The sequence below is a fragment of the Streptomyces liangshanensis genome (assembly GCF_011694815.1).
GTDB lineage: Bacteria > Actinomycetota > Actinomycetes > Streptomycetales > Streptomycetaceae > Streptomyces > Streptomyces liangshanensis.
In genome coordinates this window covers 1,258,009-1,280,093 of sequence record NZ_CP050177.1, presented here as the reverse complement: position 1 = coordinate 1,280,093, position 22,085 = coordinate 1,258,009, and the positions used below count along the sequence as shown (strand labels likewise).

General features: G+C 72.8%; 21 protein-coding genes. 15 read left to right on the top strand and 6 right to left on the bottom strand.

Annotation, left to right across the window (positions count from 1 at the left end; translation table 11 throughout):
* The first annotated feature begins 7 nt into the window (after positions 1-7).
* The 5 genes from HA039_RS05600 (at position 8) to HA039_RS05580 (ending at position 6,341) form a co-directional block, all read left to right on the top strand.
* Complete coding sequence (locus tag HA039_RS05600; protein WP_167024629.1) at positions 8-850, top strand: nitrilase-related carbon-nitrogen hydrolase; 843 nt, start codon at positions 8-10, stop codon at positions 848-850.
* A 32-nt stretch (positions 851-882) separates the two neighbouring features.
* A complete protein-coding gene (locus HA039_RS05595; RefSeq protein ID WP_167036277.1) occupies positions 883-2,214 on the top strand; it encodes an aspartate aminotransferase family protein in 1,332 nt (443 codons plus the stop codon).
* Positions 2,215-2,301: 87 nt separating this feature from the next.
* Positions 2,302-3,705 (top strand): dihydropyrimidinase, encoded by a 1,404-nt coding sequence (gene hydA, locus HA039_RS05590; protein ID WP_167024627.1) that lies wholly within the window; start codon positions 2,302-2,304, stop codon positions 3,703-3,705.
* Between the two features lie 78 nt (positions 3,706-3,783).
* Positions 3,784-4,785 (top strand): TIGR03842 family LLM class F420-dependent oxidoreductase, encoded by a 1,002-nt coding sequence (locus HA039_RS05585; RefSeq protein ID WP_167024624.1) that lies wholly within the window; start codon positions 3,784-3,786, stop codon positions 4,783-4,785.
* 38 nt (positions 4,786-4,823) lie between these two features.
* Positions 4,824-6,341 (top strand): NCS1 family nucleobase:cation symporter-1, encoded by a 1,518-nt coding sequence (locus HA039_RS05580; RefSeq protein WP_167024621.1) that lies wholly within the window; start codon positions 4,824-4,826, stop codon positions 6,339-6,341.
* Positions 6,342-6,436: 95 nt separating this feature from the next.
* Here the strand turns inward: HA039_RS05580 and lplAB are convergent, their stop codons facing one another.
* Positions 6,437-7,492 carry a lipoate-protein ligase LplAB gene (gene lplAB, locus HA039_RS05575; protein WP_167024619.1) on the bottom strand — a complete coding sequence of 352 codons (1,056 nt, stop codon included), beginning with the start codon at positions 7,490-7,492 and terminating at the stop codon, positions 6,437-6,439.
* A 116-nt stretch (positions 7,493-7,608) separates the two neighbouring features.
* Positions 7,609-8,526, bottom strand: a complete 918-nt coding sequence (locus tag HA039_RS05570; RefSeq protein WP_243869184.1) for an alpha/beta fold hydrolase — start codon at positions 8,524-8,526, stop codon at positions 7,609-7,611.
* A 156-nt stretch (positions 8,527-8,682) separates the two neighbouring features.
* Between HA039_RS05570 and HA039_RS05565 the strand changes: the two genes are divergently transcribed.
* From HA039_RS05565 to HA039_RS05545, 5 genes are all read left to right on the top strand, one after another.
* Positions 8,683-9,327, top strand: a complete 645-nt coding sequence (locus tag HA039_RS05565) for a TetR/AcrR family transcriptional regulator (protein WP_167024614.1) — start codon at positions 8,683-8,685, stop codon at positions 9,325-9,327.
* A gap of 143 nt (positions 9,328-9,470) precedes the next feature.
* On the top strand, positions 9,471-10,028 hold the full coding sequence (locus HA039_RS05560; protein WP_167024611.1) for an NADPH-dependent FMN reductase: 558 nt from the start codon (positions 9,471-9,473) through the stop codon (positions 10,026-10,028).
* 53 nt (positions 10,029-10,081) lie between these two features.
* The gene (locus HA039_RS05555; RefSeq protein ID WP_167024608.1) at positions 10,082-10,546 is read left to right on the top strand and encodes an MEKHLA domain-containing protein; all 465 of its coding nucleotides are present in this window, start codon (positions 10,082-10,084) and stop codon (positions 10,544-10,546) included.
* Positions 10,547-10,640: 94 nt separating this feature from the next.
* Positions 10,641-12,461 (top strand): gamma-glutamyltransferase family protein, encoded by a 1,821-nt coding sequence (locus tag HA039_RS05550; protein WP_167024604.1) that lies wholly within the window; start codon positions 10,641-10,643, stop codon positions 12,459-12,461.
* A 54-nt stretch (positions 12,462-12,515) separates the two neighbouring features.
* Entirely contained in the window at positions 12,516-13,442 is a 927-nt protein-coding gene (locus tag HA039_RS05545) for an inositol monophosphatase family protein (protein WP_167024601.1), read from the top strand.
* A gap of 11 nt (positions 13,443-13,453) precedes the next feature.
* On the opposite strand, the gene HA039_RS05540 is transcribed toward HA039_RS05545, so the two are convergent.
* Positions 13,454-13,876 carry a nitroreductase family deazaflavin-dependent oxidoreductase gene (locus tag HA039_RS05540; protein ID WP_167024598.1) on the bottom strand — a complete coding sequence of 141 codons (423 nt, stop codon included), beginning with the start codon at positions 13,874-13,876 and terminating at the stop codon, positions 13,454-13,456.
* Between the two features lie 268 nt (positions 13,877-14,144).
* Here HA039_RS05540 and HA039_RS05535 point away from each other — a divergent pair, with 268 nt between their 5' ends.
* From HA039_RS05535 to HA039_RS05520, 4 genes are all read left to right on the top strand, one after another.
* The gene (locus tag HA039_RS05535) at positions 14,145-15,560 is read left to right on the top strand and encodes a phytoene desaturase family protein (RefSeq protein ID WP_167024595.1); all 1,416 of its coding nucleotides are present in this window, start codon (positions 14,145-14,147) and stop codon (positions 15,558-15,560) included.
* Positions 15,561-15,656: 96 nt separating this feature from the next.
* Positions 15,657-16,178: an O-acetyl-ADP-ribose deacetylase gene (locus HA039_RS05530; RefSeq protein WP_167024592.1), complete on the top strand. Its 522-nt coding sequence runs from the start codon at positions 15,657-15,659 to the stop codon at positions 16,176-16,178.
* Positions 16,179-16,475: 297 nt separating this feature from the next.
* Positions 16,476-17,972, top strand: a complete 1,497-nt coding sequence (locus HA039_RS05525; protein ID WP_167024587.1) for an AlkA N-terminal domain-containing protein — start codon at positions 16,476-16,478, stop codon at positions 17,970-17,972.
* Positions 17,973-17,983: 11 nt separating this feature from the next.
* Entirely contained in the window at positions 17,984-18,490 is a 507-nt protein-coding gene (locus HA039_RS05520) for a methylated-DNA--[protein]-cysteine S-methyltransferase (protein WP_167024584.1), read from the top strand.
* A gap of 58 nt (positions 18,491-18,548) precedes the next feature.
* Here the strand turns inward: HA039_RS05520 and HA039_RS05515 are convergent, their stop codons facing one another.
* The 3 genes from HA039_RS05515 to HA039_RS05505 form a co-directional block, all read right to left on the bottom strand.
* Positions 18,549-19,142: a GrpB family protein gene (locus HA039_RS05515; RefSeq protein WP_208298548.1), complete on the bottom strand. Its 594-nt coding sequence runs from the start codon at positions 19,140-19,142 to the stop codon at positions 18,549-18,551.
* Positions 19,135-19,857 (bottom strand): SIR2 family NAD-dependent protein deacylase, encoded by a 723-nt coding sequence (locus HA039_RS05510; protein WP_167024581.1) that lies wholly within the window; start codon positions 19,855-19,857, stop codon positions 19,135-19,137. Before HA039_RS05510 ends, HA039_RS05515 begins: the two co-directional genes overlap by 8 nt.
* 397 nt (positions 19,858-20,254) lie before the next feature.
* Positions 20,255-20,746, bottom strand: coding sequence for an NUDIX domain-containing protein (locus tag HA039_RS05505; RefSeq protein WP_243869182.1), 492 nt, complete (start codon positions 20,744-20,746; stop codon positions 20,255-20,257).
* 105 nt (positions 20,747-20,851) lie between these two features.
* Here HA039_RS05505 and HA039_RS05500 point away from each other — a divergent pair, with 105 nt between their 5' ends.
* Positions 20,852-22,006 (top strand): glycerate kinase, encoded by a 1,155-nt coding sequence (locus HA039_RS05500; protein WP_167024578.1) that lies wholly within the window; start codon positions 20,852-20,854, stop codon positions 22,004-22,006.
* The last annotated feature ends 79 nt before the right edge of the window (positions 22,007-22,085 follow it).

The following is a 22,085-nucleotide window of genomic DNA, read 5'->3' as shown; positions in this document are numbered from 1 at the left end:
CAGTCCCGTGGCCAGAGTCGTACGCGCCGCACTTGTCCAGGCGACCTGGACCGGCGACACCGAATCCATGATCGCCAAGCATGAGGAGCACGCCCGCGAGGCGGCCCGGCAGGGCGCTCAGGTGATCGGCTTCCAGGAAGTCTTCAACGCCCCGTACTTCTGCCAGGTGCAGGAGCCCGAGCACTACCGGTGGGCCGAGCCCGTCCCGGACGGCCCGACCGTCACGCGGATGCGCGAGCTCGCCCGGGAGACCGGCATGGTGATCGTGGTCCCCGTCTTCGAGATCGAGCAGGCGGGCTTCTACTACAACACCGCCGCGGTGATCGACGCGGACGGCACCTACCTGGGGAAGTACCGCAAGCACCACATCCCGCAGGTGAAGGGCTTCTGGGAGAAGTACTACTTCAAACCGGGCAACGCCGGCTGGCCCGTCTTCGACACCGCCGTCGGCCGCGTCGGCGTCTACATCTGCTACGACCGGCACTTCCCCGAGGGCTGGCGCCAGCTCGGCCTGAACGGCGCCCAGATCGTCTACAACCCGTCCGCCACCTCGCGCGGCCTCTCGGCGTACCTCTGGCAGCTGGAGCAGCCGGCCGCCGCCGTCGCCAACGAGTACTTCGTCGCGGCGATCAACCGGGTGGGCCAGGAGGAGTACGGCGACAACGACTTCTACGGCACGAGCTACTTCGTCGACCCGCGCGGCCAGTTCGTCGGCGAGAAGGCGAGCGACAAGGCGGAGGAACTGCTCGTCAGGGACCTGGACTTCGGGGTGATCGACGAGGTGCGACAGCAATGGGCGTTCTACCGGGACCGCAGGCCCGACGCGTACGAAGGACTGGTGCGGCCGTGACCGACACGACGGACATCACACAGGTGGGCGACATGACGGACGACATCCCGCAGGCGCCCGCGCGCGCGGTCACCCCCCAGGGCACCGACCGGCTGCTCGACCGCCACCGCGCGGTCCTCCCCGACTGGCTCACCCTGTACTACGACCGGCCGCTGGAGATCACCCACGGCGAGGGCCGCCACGTGTGGGACGCCGACGGCAACCGCTACCTGGACTTCTTCGGCGGCATCCTCACCACCATGACCGCCCACGCCCTGCCCGAGGTCACCAAGGCGGTGAGCGAGCAGGCCGGCCGGATCATCCACTCCTCGACGCTCTACCTCAACCGCCCGATGGTCGAGCTGGCCGAGCGGATCGCCACCCTGTCCGGCATCCCGGACGCCCGGGTCTTCTTCACCACGTCCGGTACGGAGGCCAACGACACGGCCCTCATGCTGGCCACGACCTACCGCGCGTCGAACCAGATCCTGGCGATGCGCAACAGCTACCACGGCCGGTCCTTCTCCACCGTGTCCGTCACCGGCAACCGCGGCTGGTCGCCGACCTCGCTCTCCCCGCTCCAGACGCTGTACGTGCACGGCGGGGTCCGCGACCGGGGCCCGTACGCGCACCTCGACGACGCGGACTTCGTCCAGGCCTGCGTGGCCGACCTGGAGGACCTGCTCGGCCACGGCCGCGTCCCCGCCGCGCTCATCGCCGAACCGGTGCAGGGCGTCGGCGGGTTCACCGCCCCGCCCGACGGGCTGTACGCCGCGTTCCGCGAAGTCCTGGACCGGCACGGCATCCTGTGGATCAGCGACGAGGTGCAGACCGGCTGGGGCCGCACGGGCGACCACTTCTGGGGCTGGCAGGCGCACGCCGCGAGCGGCCCGCCCGACATCCTCACCTTCGCCAAGGGCATCGGCAACGGCATGTCCATCGGTGGAGTGGTGGCGCGCGCCGACATCATGAACTGCCTGGACTCCAACTCCATTTCGACGTTCGGCGGCAGCCCCGTCACGATGGCGGCGGGCCTCGCCAACCTCTCGTACCTCCTGGAGCACGACCTCCAGGGCAACGCCCGGCGGGTCGGCGGACTGCTGATCGAGCGGCTGCGGGGGATCGGCGCGGGGGTCGACGCCGTACGGGCGGTCCGCGGCCGGGGCCTGATGATCGGCCTCGAACTGGTGAGGCCGGGCACCGACGAGGCGTCGCCCGAGCGGGCCGCGGCCCTGCTCGAAGCGGCCCGCGAGGGCGGGCTGTTGCTCGGCAAGGGCGGCGGCCACAACACCAGTGTGGTGCGGATCGCCCCGCCGCTCTCCCTCACCGTCGCGGAGGCGGAACAGGGCGCGGCCATCCTCGAACAGGCCCTGCGGGCCGTCTGACCGATCCGTCCTGGCTGCCCCCGCGCGGAACCGGCACCACCCTCTGCGCCGGGGCAGTCGGACCGCGAGCAAGGGAGCGCCACCACCATGAGCACCCGCACCCTGATCCGCGGCGGGCTTGTCATCACCGCCGCCGAGGAGACCCACGCCGACGTCCTGATCGAGGACGGCAGGATCGTCGCCCTCGCCGCGCACGGGTCCACGGTCGCCGAGGGCTGGACCGCCGGGCGGACGATCGACGCGACCGGGAAGTACGTCATCCCGGGCGGCGTCGACGCCCACACGCACATGGAGATGCCGTTCGGCGGCACCCTGGCGGCCGACACCTTCGAGACCGGCACCCGCGCCGCGGCCTGGGGCGGCACCACCACCATCGTCGACTTCGCCATCCAGTCGCCGGGACAGGCACTGCGCGAGGGCCTGGACGCCTGGTACGCCAAGGCCGACGGCCGGTGCGCCATCGACTACGGCTTCCACATGATCGTGGCGGACGTGAACGAGCACTCGCTCAAGGAGATGGACCTCCTGGTGCAGGAGGGCGTCACCTCCTTCAAGCTCTTCATGGCGTACCCCGGTGTGTTCTACAGCGACGACGGCCAGATCCTGCGGGCCATGCAACGCGCCTCCCACAACGGGGGGTTGATCATGATGCACGCCGAGAACGGCATCGCGATCGACGTCCTCGTGGAACAGGCGCTCGCCGAGGGACGCACCGACCCCCGCTACCACGGCGAGGTACGGAAGGTCCTGCTGGAGGCCGAGGCCACCCACCGCGCGATCCAGCTCGCGCGGGTCGCCGACGCGCCGCTGTACGTCGTGCACGTCTCGGCCGAGGAGGCCGTCGCGGAGCTGGCGCAGGCCCGCGACAAGGGGCTGCCCGTCTTCGGCGAGACCTGCCCGCAGTACCTCTTCCTCTCCACCGACAACCTCGCGGAGCCGGACTTCGAGGGCGCCAAGTACGTCTGCTCGACGCCGCTGCGGCCCCGGGAGCACCAGGCCGCGCTGTGGCGCGGCCTGCGGACCAACGACCTCCAGGTGGTGTCCACGGACCACTGCCCGTTCTGCTTCACCGGGCAGAAGGACATGGGCCGCGGCGACTTCTCCAAGATCCCCAACGGGCTGCCCGGGGTGGAGAACCGGATGGATCTCCTGCACCAGGCCGTGGTCGAGGGGCACCTCACCCGCCGCCGCTGGATCGAGATCGCCTGCGCCGCCCCGGCCCGGATGTTCGGCCTCTACCCGCGCAAGGGCACCATCGCCCCCGGCGCGGACGCCGACGTCGTCATCTACGACCCGCACCGGGAGCAGACGCTCTCGGCCGCCACGCACCACATGAACGTCGACTACTCGGCGTACGAGGGCAAACGGATCACCGGCCAGGTGGAGACCGTGCTGTCCCGGGGCGAACCGGTCATCGACCGGCGGGAGTTCACCGGCCGCGCGGGCCACGGCCAGTACACGCCACGCGCCACCTGCCAGTACCTCGGCTGAGCACGCCCGCCGAACTCCCCATGAACCAAGCGCACCGAACGAATCCAACGAACCAAGCGATCTAGGAGTGGCACGGCCATGGACTTCGGACTCGTCCTCCAGACCGACCCGCCGGCCTCGGAGGTCGTCGGGCTCATGCGGCGCGCGGAACGCAACGGGTTCCGCTACGGCTGGACCTTCGACTCGGCGGTCCTGTGGCAGGAGCCGTTCGTCATCTACAGCCGCATCCTGGAGCACACCACCAGCCTCGTCGTGGGCCCCATGGTCACCAACCCGGGCACCAGGACGTGGGAGGTGACCGCGTCCACCTTCGCCACCCTCAACGAGATGTACGGCAACCGCACGGTCTGCGGGATCGGGCGCGGCGACTCCGCGATGCGGGTCGCGGGCCGCAAGCCCAACACCCTGGCCCGGCTGGGCGAGGCGATGGGCGTCATCCGGGACCTCGCGGAGGGCCGCGAGGCGGACGTCGACGGCCGGACCCTGCGCCTGCCGTGGGTACGGGACGGGAAGCTGCCGGTCTGGATGGCGGCGTACGGGCCCAAGGCCCTGGCCCTCGCCGGGCAGAAGGCCGACGGCTTCATTCTCCAGCTCGCGGACCCGTACCTCACCGAGTCGATGGTCAAGGCGGTCCGTACCGCCGCCTCGGACGCCGGGCGCGACCCGGACGCGATCACGATCTGCGTGGCGGCGCCCGCGTACGTCGGGGACGACCTCGCCCACGCCCGTGACCAGTCGCGGTGGTTCGGCGGGATGGTCGGCAACCACGTCGCGGACCTGGTGGCGCGTTACGGCGAGCACTCCGGCCTGGTGCCCGACGCGCTGACCGACTACATCAAGCGGCGCGAGGGCTACGACTACAGCCACCACGGGCGCACCGACAACGCGTCCGCGGACTTCGTCACCGACGAGATCGTGGACCGGTTCTGCCTGCTCGGACCCGTCGAGGCGCACATCGAGAAGCTGGAGGCCCTGCGCGCCCTGGGCGTCGACCAGTTCGCTCTGTACAACATGCACGACGCGAAGGAAGCGACGATCGACGCGTACGGCTCCGAGATCATCCCGCACTTCCAGGACTGAATCCCGCACTTCCCCTCCAGAGGAAGGGTTCCGCCGCGATGACCGCGATATCCGACACCGGAACGGACGACGGCGGCCGGGTCGGGCTCGCGCCCGGCGCGACCCCCGCCGACAGCCGCTTCGTCAACGACGACCTCCTGCCGGTCCCGGTCGCGCGCCGCACCTGGACCACGTACAACTTCGCCGCGCTGTGGATCGGCATGGCGCACAACATCCCGTCCTGGCTGCTGGCCTCGGGCCTGGTCACCCTCGGCATGGACTGGAAGCAGGCGGTCCTCACGATCGCCCTCGCCAACCTGATCGTGCTCTTCCCGATGCTGCTGACGGGCCACGCGGGACCCAAGTACGGCATCCCCTTCCCCGTCCTCGCCCGCGCCTCTTTCGGCCTGCGCGGCGCCAACCTGCCCGCGCTGATCCGGGCCGCCGTCGCCTGCGCCTGGTTCGGCATCCAGACCTGGATCGGCGGCCAGGGCATCTTCGTCCTGCTCGGCAAGATCTTCGGCGGCTGGGCGGAGGCGTCGCGCGTCGGTGGCCAGCCCTGGACGCTGTGGCTGTGCTTCGTCCTCTTCTGGGCGCTCGAACTCGCCATCATCTACCGGGGGATGGACACCCTGCGGCGCTTCGAGAACTGGGCCGCGCCCTTCGTCATCGTCGGCGCGCTCGTGCTGTTCCTCTGGATCACCGTCAAGGCCGGCGGCCTCGGCCCGCTGCTCGACCAGCCGTCGGAGCTCGGCTGGGGCGCGGACTTCTGGCCGGTCTTCTTCCCCTCCCTGATGGGGATGATCGCCTTCTGGTCCACCCTGTCGCTCAACATCCCCGACTTCACCCGCTTCGGCGCCGGACAGCGCGCCCAGATCTGGGGCCAGACCCTCGGGTTGCCCACGACCATGACCGTCTTCGCGCTGCTGTCGGTCTTCGTCACCTCCGGATCGCAGGCGGTGTACGGAGCGGCCGTCTGGGACCCGGTCGCCCTGGCCGCCAAGACGGACAACGTCTTCGGGCTGCTCTTCGCGCTGGTGACCGTACTGATCGCGACGATCTCGGTGAACATCGCGGCGAACGTCGTCTCGCCGGCGTACGACCTCGCGAACCTGGCGCCGAAGCTCGTCAACTTCCGTACGGGCGCGCTGATCACGGGTGTGGTCGGGGTGCTCATCATGCCGTGGAAGCTCACCGAGACGCCCGAGCTGTACATCTTCACCTGGCTCGGCCTGGTCGGCGGCCTGCTCGGTACGGTCGCGGGCATCCTGATCGCCGACTACTGGATCGTCCGGCGGACGGTCCTCGACCTCGCCGACCTCTACCGGCCCGGCGGCCGTTACTGGTACGCCAACGGCTGGAACCCCAAGGCCGTGGCCGCGTTCCTCGTCGGGGGTGTGCTGGCGGTGGGCGGGTCGCACTCGGCGCAGGGGAAGGGGCCGTTCCCGGAGGACGGGCTGATCCCCTTCCTCAAGCCGCTGGCCGACTACGGCTGGGCGGTGGGGCTGGCCGCGTCGCTCGCGCTGTACGTGGTCCTGATGCTGCCCGAGCGCCGGGCGGTGGCCGCCGGATCCTGACGGCCCCGGACCCGCCCCGGCGGGCCTCCCCGCCCCCGAACCCTTCCGCCCCGGTGGCTCCCCCCGCCGGGGCGGAGGTGCGCACAGCCCGTGGTCTACGGCACCCGCGCCGTCCACGCCCGGCTGCCGAACTTCGTCGCGGCCAGTTCCCGCGCCCGCGCCATCTCTTCCTCGGTGACCCGGCCCTCGGTGAGCCCGTACCGCCCGCGGAAGGACGTGATCATCCGCTCGATCACGGCCTCCCGCGACAGGCCGGTCTGCCGGCGCAGCGGATCCACCCGCTTCTTCGCGCTGCGCGTCCCCTTGTCCGAGAGCTTCTCGCGGCCGATCCGCAGCACGTCGAGCATCTTGTCCGCGTCGATGTCGTACGCCATCGTCACGTGGTGCAGAACGGCGCCCCGCCCGCTCACGATCCGCTTCTGCGCCGCGCCCGCGATCTTGCCGGCGTCCGTCGCGATGTCGTTCAGCGGCTGGTACCACGCCTTCACGCCCAGGTCGCCGAGCGCGCCCAGCACCCAGTCGTCCAGGTAGGCGTAGCTGTCGGCGAAGGTCAGGCCCTTGACCAGCGCCTCCGGCACGGACAGCGAGTAGGTGATCGTGTTCCCCGGCTCGATGAACATGGCCCCGCCGCCCGAGATCCGGCGCACCACCGTGATGCCGTGGCGCTCCGCCCCCGCCGGGTCGACCTCGTTGCGCAGCGACTGGAAGCTGCCGATCACGACGGCGGGGGCGCCCCACTCCCAGATGCGGAGCGTGGGCGGGCGGCGGCCCGCGGCGACCTCGGTGGTGAGGACCTCGTCCAGCGCCATGTGCAGGGCGGGCGACTCGGGGGCCGCGTGGATGACCTGCCAGTCGTAGTCCGTCCAGTCGGTGGCCCGCGCCAGGGCGCGTCGTACGGCGACGGCGATGCCCTCCGACGTCAGGCCGTACATCACCGTGCCGGGCGGCAGCGCCGCGTCGATCCGGGACGCGAGGGCCTCCGCCTCCGTGTCGACGGGAGCGCCTTCCAGCGCGGCGTCGATGGCCTTGATCGCCTCGTCGGGCTCCAGGAAGAAGTCCCCGGCGACCCGGACCCCGCGCAGCACCCCGTCCGCCGTGTCCAGGTCCACCACGACGAGCTTGCCGCCGGGGACCTTGTACTCACCGTGCACCGCGTACCTCCGCTACGGTCCGTGCCGCCTCGCACCCGTGGCGGAGCTGGGCATGATCACCCACAAATCGTACTGCTCGACCGGTGTGACGGGCCCGGTCGAGCGGGGTGACCGGCTCAGTCGACGGACTCCATGAAGCGGAGCATCCGCCGGTTGATCTCGTCCGCGTGGTCGATCTGCGGCCCGTGGCCGGTGTCGGAGACGATCTCGGCCCGCGCGGTCGGTATCAGGCGGGGGACGCGCTCGACCTGCCTGCGGGGGTGCAGGAGGAGGCTCCGTGTGCCGAGCACCAGGTAGAGCGGGGTGCGGACGGTGGACAGCTCGCTCTCCGAGAGGGGCAGCGGGGCGGGCCGCCGGACGCGGTAGGCGCGGACGCCCAGTCTGATCATGGCGCGCAGCTCCGGCATGACGAGGACGGGCTGTTCCAGCCACTTCGCCAGGCGGGGGCGCAGTGCCTTCGGCGCGGAGGTGGCGAACAGGCTGACGAAGATCCAGGCGAGGAAGCGCAGGCCCACCTTCTCCAGGCCGCCCGGGTCGAGGAGGGTGGCCGAGGCGAGCTGGTCGGGCCTGCGGTGGGCCTGGTTCAGGGCGAGCCAGCCTCCGTAGGAGGAGCCGACCAGGTGCACCCGGTCGAGTCCCAGGCCGGTGAGTGTCTCGTCCAGCCACTGCGCGGCGCGTTCGGGCTGGTGGAGGGGGACGCGGTGGACGCTGCGCCCGGGATCGCCCGGGGTGTCGATCGCGTAGACCGGGCGGGCGGCGCTGAGCGCGGGGGTGTTCGGGTACCACATGGCGGAGTTGGAGCTGGCCCCGTGCACCAGCACGACGGGGGTACGGGACCGGGCGGCCGGGTCGGCGGGCTCGTACCGGTAGACGTGGGTGGTGCCGAAGGAGGTCTCCACGTCCGTCTCGGAGTGAGCGGGGGCGCCCAGCGCGTACACCGCGTCGCACGCCGCGAAGTAGCGGTCGCGCAGGGCGTCGTTCACGTAGCGGCCCACCTCGGCCTGGGGTCGGGTCTCGGTCCGGGACACGGTCACCTCCGGGTACGGATCTGTCCTGGTACGGGTGTCGATCCGTCGCGACCGGGTGCCGGTCCGACGTGATACGAACGTACCACGATGGTGGTACGGCTGTACCATCAAAGTGGCCGCGGACGACCCGGCCGGAGCGAACGGCGAGCGGAGGAGCGGTCGATGCCCAAGCGGGTGGATCACGCGGAGCGGCGTACGGAGATCGCCGAGGCGCTCCTCAGGGTGGCGGCGCGGCGTGGGCTGCACGCCGCGGGCATGCGCGACGTGGCGGCCGAGGCCGGCGTCTCGCTGCGGCTGGTGCAGTACTACTTCGAGACCAAGGAGAAGCTGCTCCTGTACGGGCTCCGGCACCTGGCCGAGCGGTTCGGCGAGCGGGTCGCCGCCCGCGTCCTGGCCGCCGGCGACGATCCCGGGCCGCGCGTGATGATCGAGGCGATGCTGATGGCGGCGCTGCCGACCGACGAGGAGAGCCGCGTCTTCCACCTCGTCTACACGTCGTACGCCGTGCTGTCCGTCACCGACGAGGTGCTCGCCGCCCAGCCCTTCATCGCCGACCCCGACGCCGCCGAGGGCATCCTCGTCGGGCTCCTGCGGGAGGCGCGGGAGAGCGGTCTCGCCGAGCCCGGGATGGACGCGCGCCTGGAGGCGGTGGGCCTGCTCGCCCTGTCCGCCGGACTCGGCACCAGCATCCTGGTCGGCCAGCGCGACCCGGAGTCGGCCGTCGAGGTCCTGAACCACCATCTCGACCGCATTCTCCCGGCGGCCCGGGGCAAGTCCGGGGGAGATATCTTTGATCGCCCTTTGTGAACTCATTACCGGTTCTCCGGGCCCGGTCAAATACCTGGAGTAAGTGCCTGATAAACCAGGTACTTTCGCACGGCATCCAAGTGCTAGCGTGTGGGCGATCCGGCCGAATGGGTCGCCGGTGAGCAGCTCTGGAGAAGGTCGTCATGATCAAGATCGGAATAATTCTCGGCAGCACCCGTCCCGGACGCGTCGGCGAGATAGTCGCCGATTGGGTGGCCGAGGTCGCCTCCCAGCGCGACGACGCAGAGTTCGTGCTCGTCGACGTGGCGAAGGCGGGTCTGCCGCTGTTCGACGAGGGCATGCCTCCGATGGTCCAGCAGTACACGCAGCAGCACACCAAGGACTGGTCGGCCACCATCGCGGGCCTGGATTCCTTCCTTTTCGTGACGCCCGAGTACAACCACTCGGTGCCCGCAAGCCTCAAGAACGCGATCGACTTCCTCCACTACGAGTGGCACAACAAGGCCGCCGGGTTCGTGAGCTACGGCGCCGCGGGCGGCCTGCGCGCCGTCGAGCACCTGCGCGTCGTGCTGGCGGAACTCAAGGTCGCCACGGTGCGCTCCCAGGTGGCCCTGAACTCCTACACCGACTTCGAGGAGTTCTACACGTTCAAGCCCACCGAGCGGCTCGTCGAGCAGTTGAACGGTACGATCGACGAAGTGGTGCAGTGGGGTACGGCCCTCGGCTCGCTCCGCGACTGACATCCACCGACACCCACGCGCCAGGAATACGCCCACGCGACCCGGACCACGTGATGTCACTTCCCGATCCGTACGGCGACCGGTTCTCCTCGCTACTGGCCGACACCTATCGACGGCTCACCGGAAAGTCGCTGCTGGCCGATATGCCACCCGGCGCGACGGATGCCGCGCGATGGCTCTACGAGAAGGCGCCGTTCGGCCTCCTGGCGCATGACACGGCCGAAGATCCCCGGTTCGTCTACGCCAACAGGACCGTCCAATCGTTCTTCGGATACGAGTGGGAAGAGTTCATCGGAATGCCTTCCCGGCTTTCCGCGCCGCCGGCCAAACGGTCCACGCGCGCGAAACTCATGAAGGACGTCCTGGAGCGCGGCTACAGCGACCACTACCGGGGAATACGCGAGGGCAGGTCCGGGACCCGGTTCTGGATCGAGGACGTCACCATCTGGAATCTCGTCGACGAGGCCGGACGGATCCACGGACAGGCCGCCCTGATCCGCTCCACGACCCCCGCCTAGCCTTCTGGGGAAGCGGGGAGCGGGCACGCTCCCCGGGACCCGTCCCGAGCGCCCGTCATCGGCGCCGGCAGAGGAACAGCGAGGCGCGGCACCCGTGTTCACCACCCGACCCACCCTCCAGGGCACCTTCGGCATGGTCTCCTCCACCCACTGGCTGGCCTCGCAGTCCGCGATGGCGGTCCTGGAGGGGGGCGGGAACGCGTACGACGCCGCCGTCGCCGCCGGGTTCGTGCTGCATGTCGTGGAGCCCCATCTCAACGGACCCGCCGGCGAGGTGCCGATCATCCTGGCGCCGGCCGGCGGGGACGTGCGGGTGCTGTGCGGGCAGGGCCCCGCCCCCGCCGCCGCGACCGTCGCCCACTACCGCTCCCTGGGCCTCACCCTCGTCCCCGGCACCGGCCCCCTCGCCGCCGCCGTCCCCGGCGCCTTCGACGCGTGGATGCTGCTGCTCCGCGACCACGGCACCTGGACGCTCGCCGACGTGCTGCGCTACGCCATCGGCTACGCGGAGGACGGCCACGCCCCCGTCGAACGGATCGGCCAGACCGTCGCGACCGTCCGCGAACTCTTCGAGACCGAGTGGGCCTCGTCCGCCGGGATCTACCTGCCCGACGGCGAACCGCCCGCCCCCGGCACCCTGTTCCGCAACCCTGCCCTCGCCGCGACCTGGCGCCGCCTCGTCGCCGAGGCCGAGGCGGCCGGCCCCGACCGGACCACCCAGATCGAGGCCGCCCGCGCCGTCTGGCGCGAGGGGTTCATCGCCGAGGCGCTCGTCCGCCAGGCCGCCCGCCCCACCCTCGACACCAGCGGCGCGCACCACACCGGCACCCTGACCGCCGCCGACCTGGCCGGCTGGTCCGCGTCGTACGAGGCCCCCGTCACCTACGACTGGGACGGCTGGACGCTCTGCAAGGCCGGCGGCTGGAGCCAGGGCCCCGCCTTCCTCCAGCAGCTCGCCCTCCTGCCGTCCCGCGCCGCCGACCTGCCCGCGTACGGCTCCGCCGCGTACGTCCACCTCCTGATCGAGGGCTGCAAGCTCGCGATGGCCGACCGGGAGGCCTGGTACGGCGACGCGGGGGAGACGCCCGCCGGGGACGTACCCCTCGACGCGCTGCTCTCGGAGCCGTACAACACCGCGCGCAGGGCGCTGATCGGCGAGCGGGCCTCGTACGAACTGCGCCCCGGCAGCCCCGGAGGGCGTACGCCCGTGCTCAGCGCGCACGCCGGTGCCGTCGCCGAGGGCGCCGAGGAGTTCAGCCCGATGGGGGTGCCGGGCGCGGGGGAGCCGACCGTCGCCAAGGACGGCGCCACCCGGGGCGACACCTGCCACCTCGACATCGTCGACCGCTGGGGCAACATGGTCGCCGCCACGCCCAGCGGCGGCTGGCTCCAGTCCAACCCCGTCGTGCCCGAGCTGGGCTTCCCGCTCGGCACCCGCCTCCAGATGACCTGGCTGGAGGAGGGCCTGCCCAACTCCCTGACCCCCGGCCGCCGTCCGCGCACCACCCTCACCCCGACCCTCGCGCTGCGCGACGGGGTGCCGGTGCTCGCCTTCGGCACCCCCGGCGGGGACCAGCAGGACCAGTGGCAGCTCCACTTCTTCCTGGCCCTCGTGCTGCGCGGGTCCGTACGCGGCGGACTCGACCTCCAGGGCGCGGTCGACGCCCCCAACTGGCACAACGACAGCTTCCCCAGCTCCTTCTACCCGCGTGGGATGCGGCCGGGCAGCGTGACGGTCGAGGAGGGCATGGACCCGGGAGTCGTCGCGGAGCTGGGGCGGCTGGGCCACGACGTCACCGTCGGCGATCCCTGGTCCGAGGGGCGGCTGTGCGTGGTGGCGAGGGACCCGGCGACGGGCGTCCTGTCGGCGGCGGCGAACCCGCGCGGCATGCAGGGTTACGCCGTAGGCCGCTGAGTTGTCACCCGACCTGTCATACGCGTTGTCAGTGCCGCGTGATGGTATGGACGCATGATCGATGAGAGCGCGGGCAGCGCCGGGAACGACGGGTCCGGGTACGGAGACCTCCTCTCCACGAGGGTGCCGGTGCGCCGGACCCCCGCCGCGGCGGGGGCCGGTGACGCGCCGGGCCCCCGGGTGTCCGACGTCGAGGCGGCGGTACGGGCCGCGGCCGCCGCCGAGATCATGCCGCGCTTCCGGCAGCTCGCCGCCCACGAGATCGTCGAGAAGAAGGGCCCGCACGACCTGGTCACCGTCGCCGACCGGGGCGCCGAGGAGCACCTCACCGCCGCCCTGACCGCCCTGCTCCCCGGCTCCGTCGTCGTCGGCGAGGAGGCCGTGCACGCGGACCCGGCGGTGTACGACGCACTGCGCGGGGACGCGCCGGTGTGGATCGTCGACCCGGTCGACGGCACCGCCCAGTTCGTCCGCGGCGAGCCCGGGTTCTGCACGCTCGTCGCGCTCGCCCAGGGCGGCGAGGTGCTGGCGTCGTGGACGTACGCCGCCGCGCTGGACGAGCTGGCCGTCGCCGTGCGCGGCCGGGGCGCCTGGCTGAACGGCACGCGTCTGCGCTCCGGCGCTCCCGCTCCCGGCGCGCCGCTCACCGTCGCCATGTCCCACCCGGACTACACCACCGAGGACCAGAAGCGCGCGCTCCTCGGCCTCCGTACCGAAGGCGTCGAGACCCGCCCCTGCGGTTCGGCGGGGCTGGAGTACCTGGCCCTGGCCCGGGGCGCCCTGGACGCGGTGGCGTTCAGCTGGGAGCTGGCGTGGGACCACGCGGCGGGGCTGCTCCTGGTGGCCGAGGCGGGCGGCGGCGACGTGACGTCCGCGGGCGCGCCGTTCCGGATCACGGGTGACAACGCGCTGCCCTTCACCGCCGCCCGCGACACGGCCACGGCCCGGCGGATACGGGACCTGCTGCGGGCCGGGGCCTAGAAAGGCGGCGTCTACGCGAGGGGTTCGAGGAGGACGACCGGGAACGTGCGGTCGGTGTTCTTCTCGTAGTCCGTGATGTCCGGCCAGAACGCGGTGTAGGCCGCGTACAGCCGCTCCCTCTCGTCGCCCTCGCGCAACACGGTCGGCTTCACGGAGAAGGAACGCGCGCCGAGTTCGAGGGTCGTCTCCGACATGGCTTCCAGGTTCCCGACCCACGAGGGGTCCTCGGCCGCGCCGCCGTTGGACCCGATCAGGACGTAGTGACCGCCGTCGGCCATGCACAGCACCGGCTGGACGCGCCGCGTTCCCGTGCGCCGGCCCACATGGTGCACGAGCGCCACGGTGGAGTTCCTGAAGTGTCCCCCCATGGCCTCGGTGACGACGCCGCCGTTCGCGCGGAACTCGGTGATCACGGAATCGTTGAGTGCGTTCATGTCGTACCACTGCCTTGTTCGATCGTGTTCTGCCGGTATGTGTCGGCATCTATCGGTATGTGTCGGTGGAGTGGCGAAAGTTGCCCCATCCCTCACGGAATACGGTTGTGTGGACCGGTCTGTTCACCGCCCCCGGCAGTGAGATGGACCACCCACCGGTGAAACGCGCGGCGCCGCCCCGCCGTCGCGGACAGTGCCGGCGTCCGGGCTGTCCGTGCCCAGGAATATCCTGGGGGTCCTGGCCATCGGCTGACGAAGGAGTCCGAAGGTGCCGTCGATGCTCGATGCAGTCGTCGTGGGGGCGGGCCCCAACGGACTGACCGCCGCGGTCGAACTGGCCCGCCGCGGCTTCTCCGTGGCCGTTTTCGAAGCCCGGGACACCGTGGGCGGGGGCGCGAGGACGGAAGAGCTGACCCTCCCCGGATTCCGCCACGACCCCTGCTCGGCCGTCCACCCGCTGGGCGCCGGGTCCCCCGCCTTCAAGACCATGCCCCTCGACCGGTACGGCCTGGAGTGGCTGCACCCCGAGCTGCCCATGGCCCACCCCTTCGACGACGGCACGGCCGCCGTGCTCTCCCGCTCCGTCGCCGAGACCGCCGCCTCGTTCGGCGCGCGCGACGCCGGGTCGTACCGGCGGCTCGTCGCGCCGTTCCTCGGCCGGTGGGACACGCTGGCACAGGACTTCATGTCCCTGCCGCTGACGGCCCTCCCGCGCCACCCCGTCACCCTCGCCCGCTTCGGCCTCGCCGGCCTCCCGCCGTACAGCGTGCTGGCGCGGCGGTTCCGCGACGAGAAGGCGCGGGCCATGTTCGCCGGACTGGTCGCGCATGTCATGGCCCCGCTGAGCGGCATCGCCACCGGCGCCGTCGGCCTGGTCTTCGCCCTCGCGGCGCACGCCGGCGGCTGGCCGCTGCCGCGCGGCGGCTCCCAGTCGATCTCGGACGCGCTCACCGCGTACCTCAAGGCCCTCGGGGGCACGGTCCACACCGGGTACGAGATCAAGCGCCTCGACGACCTGCCGCCCGCCCGCGCGTACGTCTTCGACACCTCGCCGACCGCCCTCGCCCGCATCGCGGGGCTCGGCAGGGTGTACGACGGGTACCGCTACGGCGCGAGCGTCTTCAAGATCGACTACGCGCTGGACGGGCCCGTCCCCTGGACGGCCGAGGAGCCGCGCCGGGCCGGCACGGTCCAGGTGGGCCCCACCAGCGGCGAGATCGGCACGGCGCTGCGGGAGGCCTCGGGCGGCCGGGCACCCAGGACGCCGTTCCTGATCACCGCCCAGCCCAGTCTGGTCGACCCGTCGCGCGCGCCCGAGGGCAAGCATGTGTTCTGGGCGTACGGGCACGTCCCGAACGGCTGGGACGGCGACCTGACCGACGCCGTCGAGCGGCAGATCGAGCGCTTCGCCCCCGGCTTCCGCGACCGGGTCCTGGCCCGCGCGACGGCGGGCCCGCCCCAGTTCGCGGCGAAGAACGCCAACTACGTGGGCGGGGACATCGCCTGCGGCGCCGCCTCGGGTCTCCAGCTGCTGCTGCGCCCGAAGCTCTCCCTGTTCCCGTACACGACCCCGCACCCTGCGGTCTTCCTCTGCTCCTCGGCGACCCCGCCGGGCCCCGGGGTGCACGGGATGTCGGGCCACAACGCGGCGAAGGCGGTGTGGCGGCGGTTGCGGGCGGAGTGACCTGGCCGCGGGGCAGAGTGGCGGGGCCGCGGGCGGAGCGACGGCCCACGGTATGGGGCGCGCACCGAACCGCCCCGGCCTGACAAGCTCTCCCGCATGGCACATCTGACACTGGTCCAGGGCGACATCACGCGGCAGAGCGTGGATGCCATCGTCAACGCCGCCAACTCGTCGCTCCTCGGCGGGGGCGGGGTCGACGGCGCGATCCACCGGCGCGGGGGCCCCGAGATCCTCGCCGACTGCCGGAAGCTGCGGGCCGGGCACTACGGGCGGGGGCTGGCCACCGGCCGGGCTGTCGCCACCACGGCGGGGCTCCTCGACGCCCGCTGGGTGATCCACACCGTGGGCCCCGTCTGGTCCTCCGGCGAGGACCGGTCCGACCTGCTCGCCTCCTGCTACCGCGAGTCCCTGACGATCGCCGCCGGACTGGGGGCGCGTACGGTCGCGTTCCCGGCCATCTCCACGGGCATCTACGGCTGGCCGATGGACGACGGCGCCCGGATCGCGGTCCGCACGGCGCGGGAGGCGGCCGCGGCGCCGGTCGAGGAGGTCCGGTTCGTACTCTTCGACGCGGCGGCGTACGGGGCGTTCGAAACGGCGCTGGGGGCCGCGTCCTGACGGGACGGTCGGCGGCGGGCGGGCGCCGGCACGGGCGGTACGGTCCGGGGGCGCGAGCTGCATCGGCGTACGAGCCGGGCGGCGCGTCACGGGCCGGGCGCCACGGGCCGGGCGGGCCGGGCAGGCCGGGCGGACTACTGGGTGGATGGCCGTCCCGGCGGCCGTCCGGGCGGCTGTTCGGACAGTCATCCGGACGCCCCACGGGGGAGGCCCGGCGGACGCGCCGCCCCGGTGGGCCCCGACCCTGATGTCGGATTCCTGCCAGCCTCCCCCTCCCCGGTGCCGGATGCTGGAGGCATGTACACCGACACCGAGCGGTGCGTACGGGCCGTCAGGTCCAAGGACGCGCGATTCGACGGGTGGTTCTTCACGGCCGTCCTGACCACCGGGATCTACTGCCGGCCCAGCTGCCCCGCCGTGCCGCCCAAGGCGCGGAACATGACCTTCTACCCCAGCGCCGCCGCCTGCCAGCAGGCCGGCTTCCGGGCGTGCAAGCGCTGCCGCCCCGACACCAGCCCCGGTTCGCCCGAGTGGAACGCCCGCGCCGACACGGTCGCCCGCGCGATGCGCCTCATCCAGGACGGCGTCGTGGACCGCGAGGGCGTGCCGGGACTCGCCGGACGCCTCGGGTACTCCGCCCGGCAGATCGAACGCCAGCTCCTCGCCGAGCTGGGCGCGGGACCGCTCGCCCTGGCCCGCGCCCAGCGCGCCCAGACCGCTCGCGTCCTCATCGAGACCACCGCGCTCCCGATGGCCGAGGTCGCCTTCGCGGCCGGGTTCGCGTCGATCCGGGCCTTCAACGACACGGTCCGCGAGGTCTTCGCCCTCTCGCCGAGCGAACTGCGCACCCGCGCCGCCCGGAGCGCCCGCGGCCCCCGCGGCGGACGCGGCGGCGACGCGCCCACCCCCGGCGTGATCTCCCTGCGGCTCCCCTTCCGGGCGCCCCTCAACCCCGACAACCTATTCGGCCACCTCGCCGCGACGGCCGTCCCGGGCGTGGAGGAGTGGCGGGACGGCGCGTACCGGCGCACGCTCTCCCTCCCGTACGGGCACGGCATCGCCGCCCTGTCGCCGCGCCCCGACCACATCGCCTGCCGGCTCTCGCTCACCGACCCGCGTGACCTGACCTTCGCCATCAGCGCGTGCCGCCGCCTGCTCGACCTGGACGCGGACCCGGTCGCCGTGGACGAGCAGCTGCGGTCCGACGCCCTGCTGGCCCCGCTGGTCGACAAGGCGCCGGGCCGCCGGGTGCCCCGTACCGTCGACGCCGCCGAGTTCGCCGTACGGGCCGTGCTCGGCCAGCAGGTGTCCACGGCGGCGGCCCGCACCCACGCCGCCCGGCTGGTCACGGCGTACGGCGTGCCGGTCGAGGATCCCGAGGGCGGCCTCACGCACCTCTTCCCGACCACGGAGGCCCTGACGTCACTGGACCCGGAGGCCCTCGCGCTGCCGCGCAGCCGCCGAACCACCCTCACCACACTGGTCGCCGCCCTCGCCGACGGCTCGCTCCGGCTCGGCACCGACAGCGACTGGGACGAGGCGCGCGCCCGGCTCACCGCCCTGCCCGGCTTCGGGCCCTGGACGGTCGAGGTCATCGCGATGCGCGCGCTCGGCGACCCGGACGCGTTCCTGCCGGGCGACCTCGGAGTCCGCCGCTCGGCTGCCGCGCTCGGCCTGCCCGCCACGCCCGCCGCGCTCACCGCCCGGGCGGCAACCTGGCGGCCCTGGCGGGCGTACGCGGTGCAGTACTTGTGGGCGACCGAGGACCACGCCATCAACCACCTTCCCGCCTAGGAAAGTTCACCATGCTCAAGCAACACACCGTGATCGACAGCCCGTACGGACCCCTCACGCTCGTCGCCACCGACGGTCTCCTCAGCGGCCTCTACATGGAGGGGCAGCGCCACCGCCCGGCCGAGGAGACCTTCGGGGTCCCCGACACCCGGCCCTTCGGCGAGGTACGGCGCCAGCTCGCCGCGTACTTCGCCCACGAACTGACTCGCTTCGAGCTGCCGTTGAACCTGGCCGGCACCCCGTTCCAGCGCAGTGTGTGGGCGGAGCTGGAGCGCATCCCGTACGGCGAGACCCGCTCGTACGGCGAACTGGCCGACGCCCTCGGCAAACCGGGCGCCTCACGGGCGGTCGGCCTGGCCAACGGCAAGAATCCGGTCGGCATCATCGTGCCCTGCCACCGCGTCATCGGTTCGACCGGCGGCCTCACGGGGTACGGCGGCGGCCTGGACCGCAAGCAGCGGCTGCTGGTCTTCGAGGGGGCGGCGTCCGAAGTCCCGTCCACGGCAACGCTGTTCTGACGCGCCCTCGGTCGGACGGCCCCGTACAGCCCCCGTACTACAGCCCCCGTGCAGTCCCCTACTCGGACGACTCCGGCAGCTCCTCCAGCACCGGACGCGGGATCCCGGCCGCCCGCAGGACGCGTGCCACGAACTCCGCCTTGCCGTTCGTGTACGCGTTCCTGGCGGACGGATGCTCGCGCGCCAGGCGGGACTTGAGCCGCTCGTACTCCGCCGCCGCCGACGGATCCGCCCGCAGGGCGTCCCGGAACGCGAGCAGCGACGTGGCGCGCGCGTCACCGTGCACGGCGACATGCAGGTGGTGCGTCCGCGCCTCGGGACGCGGGCGCAGGAACCACAACCGGGTGTCGGCGCGCGGGTCGTCCGGCCAGTGGAGCCACCCGTCGGCCGACAGGGCCGCCACCATCGCGGCCCGTGCCTCGCCGTCCAGGGACCGTACCGGCGCCAGTACGTCCACGACCGGCTTGGCCCGCAGCCCGGGAACCGCCGTCGAGCCGATGTGCTCGACCGGCGCGGCCAGCCGGGGCGCCAACAGCACCGCCAGCCGGTCGCGCTGCTCGGCGAAGGCCAGGGGCCACGCGGGGTCGTACTCGGCCAGGGTCACCGCCATGTCGGCGAGCCGGGAGTCCTTGGCCTTGCCGTGCTCAGCCACCGTGGAACCTCTTCAGCAGCGTCGGCAGCGCCGTGCCGATCGGCTCCCGCACGATCTCGTCGGCCCGGTCGTCGTACGGTGTCGGCTCGGCGTTCACCACGATCAGCCGCGCGCCGTGGTCGGCGGCCAGGCCCGCCAGCGAGGCGGCCGGCTGCACCTGGAGCGTCGTACCGACCGCGAGGAACACCTCGCACGCCTTGGCGATCGCCATCGCCTGCGCCAGCACCTCGGGGTCGAGCCGCTCGCCGAACATCACCGTCGCCGACTTCAGGATCCCGCCGCACACCCGGCACGGCGGATCCTCCTCGCCCGCCGCGACCCGCGCCAACGCCTCCTCCATCGGAGCCCGCGCGTGGCACCGGACACAACTGGTCTCCCGTGCGGTGCCGTGCAGTTCGAGCACCTTCCGGGCAGGCGTCCCCGCCCGCTGGTGCAGTCCGTCGACGTTCTGGGTGAGCACCCGGACCGCCGTCCCCGACCGCTCCAGCTCGGTCACCGCGCGGTGGCCGGCGTTGGGCTCCGCCCGCCAGGTGGGACTGTCGGTACGCATGCGCCAGGCGCGCCGCCGGATCTCGGGGTCGTGGACGTACGAGACGTACGTGACGAGCTTCTCGGCCCCGGGATCACGCCGCCAGAGCCCGTTCGGCCCGCGGTAGTCGGGGATGCCGGAATCCGTGGAGATCCCGGCGCCGCTGAGAATCGCGACGAGAGTCATACGGGGAGCGTACGCAGCGCCCGCCAAAGCAGGCGACCCAATTGCCCGGGCACCCCACCCCCACGATCCGGCCCGGGCCGTCCACAAACGCCGCACCCGGGGGCCGGGTGGGCCGGTGAAACCTCAACCCAGCGGCCCGGTGACCGGCGGGCCTGAGCCCGGCGGTTCCTGACACGGCACCCCGTGCACGGTGGCCCGTGCCGCCGCCCGGCACCCGGTGGCCCGAGGCCCTGCTGGCCCGGCACTTGGCGGCCCGGCGCCCGGCGGTGCTCCGTACCGGGCGGCCCAGTGCCCGTTCCCTGCGCCCGACGCCCGACGCCTGACGCCCGACGCCCTGCGGCCCGGTGGCCCGCGCCCGGAGACGCCCAGCCCCCAGCCCCCGCGGCCCCCCGGCCCCTCACCCCACCCGCTTGCCGTTTTCCAGTTCCGCCGTGCCCGTGCCCGCGTCCAAGGCGTCCAGTGCCGCCAGCACGCGACCCGCCAGTGAGCCCAGCAGGTACGTGGGGAGTTCCTCGCGGGTCAGCAGGCGCCAGGACAGCAGTTCCGCCTCCTGGACGCGCACCGCCGCGAGCTGGGCCTCCGTCAGGACGCCGCCGTCGTAGAGGTAGGCCGCGATCGGCGGGCGGGCGGGCCCCTGTGCCCAGTCGACCGCGAGCAGCCGGCCGGGCTCGACGTCGAGGCCGATCTCTTCCAGCGTCTCGCGCCGCGCGCCCTGGCGGGGCGTCTCGCCCGCGTCGGACTCGATGGTCCCGCCGGGCAGCGCCCAGCCCTCCCGGTAGTTCGGCTCGACGGCCAGGACGCGCCCCTCGCCGTCCCTGAGGAGCATGGCCGCCCCGGCGAGAATGCGGGGGAGTCCGGCGATGTACGCGGCGTAGTCGGTGTCCGTCACGGAGGGCAGCGTATCCGGCGGACCCGGGGGCCATGGGCAGAGTGGCACCCGTGCGGATAGGGTCGAAGCGGCGCGACTGCCTGTTCGACAGCAAGGGATATCAACGTGACGGACGGAGCAGTAACCGATACCGCGCGCGTGCTCATCGCGGCGGACAAGTTCAAGGGGTCGCTGACGGCCGTGGAGGTCGCCGAGCGGGTGACGGCCGGGTTGCACCGGACCGCCCCCCACGTGCCGGTCGACACCATGCCCGTCGCGGACGGCGGCGACGGCACGGTGGCCGCCGCGGTGGCGGCCGGATTCGAACAGCGTGAGGTACGCGTCAGCGGACCGCTCGGCCACGAACTCACCGCCGCGTTCGCCCTCCGGGACGGCACGGCCGTCGTGGAGATGGCGGAGGCCTCCGGCCTGTCGCGGCTGCCCGACGGGGTCCCCGCCCCACTGACGGCCGGTACGTACGGCTCCGGCGAGCTGCTGCGCGCCGCGCTCGACGCGGGGGCGCACACCATCGTCTTCGGGGTGGGCGGCAGCGCCACGACGGACGGCGGCGCGGGCATGCTGGCCGCGCTCGGCGCGCGCTTCCTGACGGCAGACGGCACGCCCGTCCCGCCGGGCGGCGGCGGACTGCGGGAACTGGCCACCGCCGACCTCTCCGGTCTCGACCCCCGGCTCGCCCGGACGGACATCGTCCTGGCCAGCGACGTCGACAATCCCCTGACCGGGCCGAAGGGCGCCCCGGCGGTCTACGGGCCCCAGAAGGGCGCGACCCCCGAGGACGTCGAGCTGCTCGACGCGGCCCTCACCCACTACGCCTCCGTCCTGGAGGCCACCCTCGGCTCCCGGGCCACGCGTCTCGCGCTGTCCCCGGGCGCGGGCGCGGCCGGCGGCATCGGCTACGGCGCCCTGGTCGGCCTCAACGCCAGCTTCCGCCCCGGCATCGAGGTGATGCTCGACGTCCTCGGCTTCGCCGCCGCGCTGTCCCGGGCGACGCTGGTCATCACGGGCGAGGGCTCGTTGGACGAACAGACCCTCCACGGCAAGGCGCCCGCCGGGGTCGCCGCGGCGGCCCGCGCGAAGAACATCGAGGTCATCGCCGTGTGCGGCCGGCTGGCCCTGCTGCCGGAGGCTCTCGGCAGGGCGGGCATCAGACGCGCGTACGCCCTCACGGACCTGGAGAAGGACCCGGCGGTGTGCATGGCCGAGGCGGGTCCGCTGCTGGAACGGCTCGCGGAGGACATCGGGAGGGACTTCCTGACGTGAGGGACGCGCAGACTCCCTGAGGTGAGGGACTTCGGGTCCTGAGGCCAGCCCCCGCGTTCGCCGATCGGACGCGGGGGCC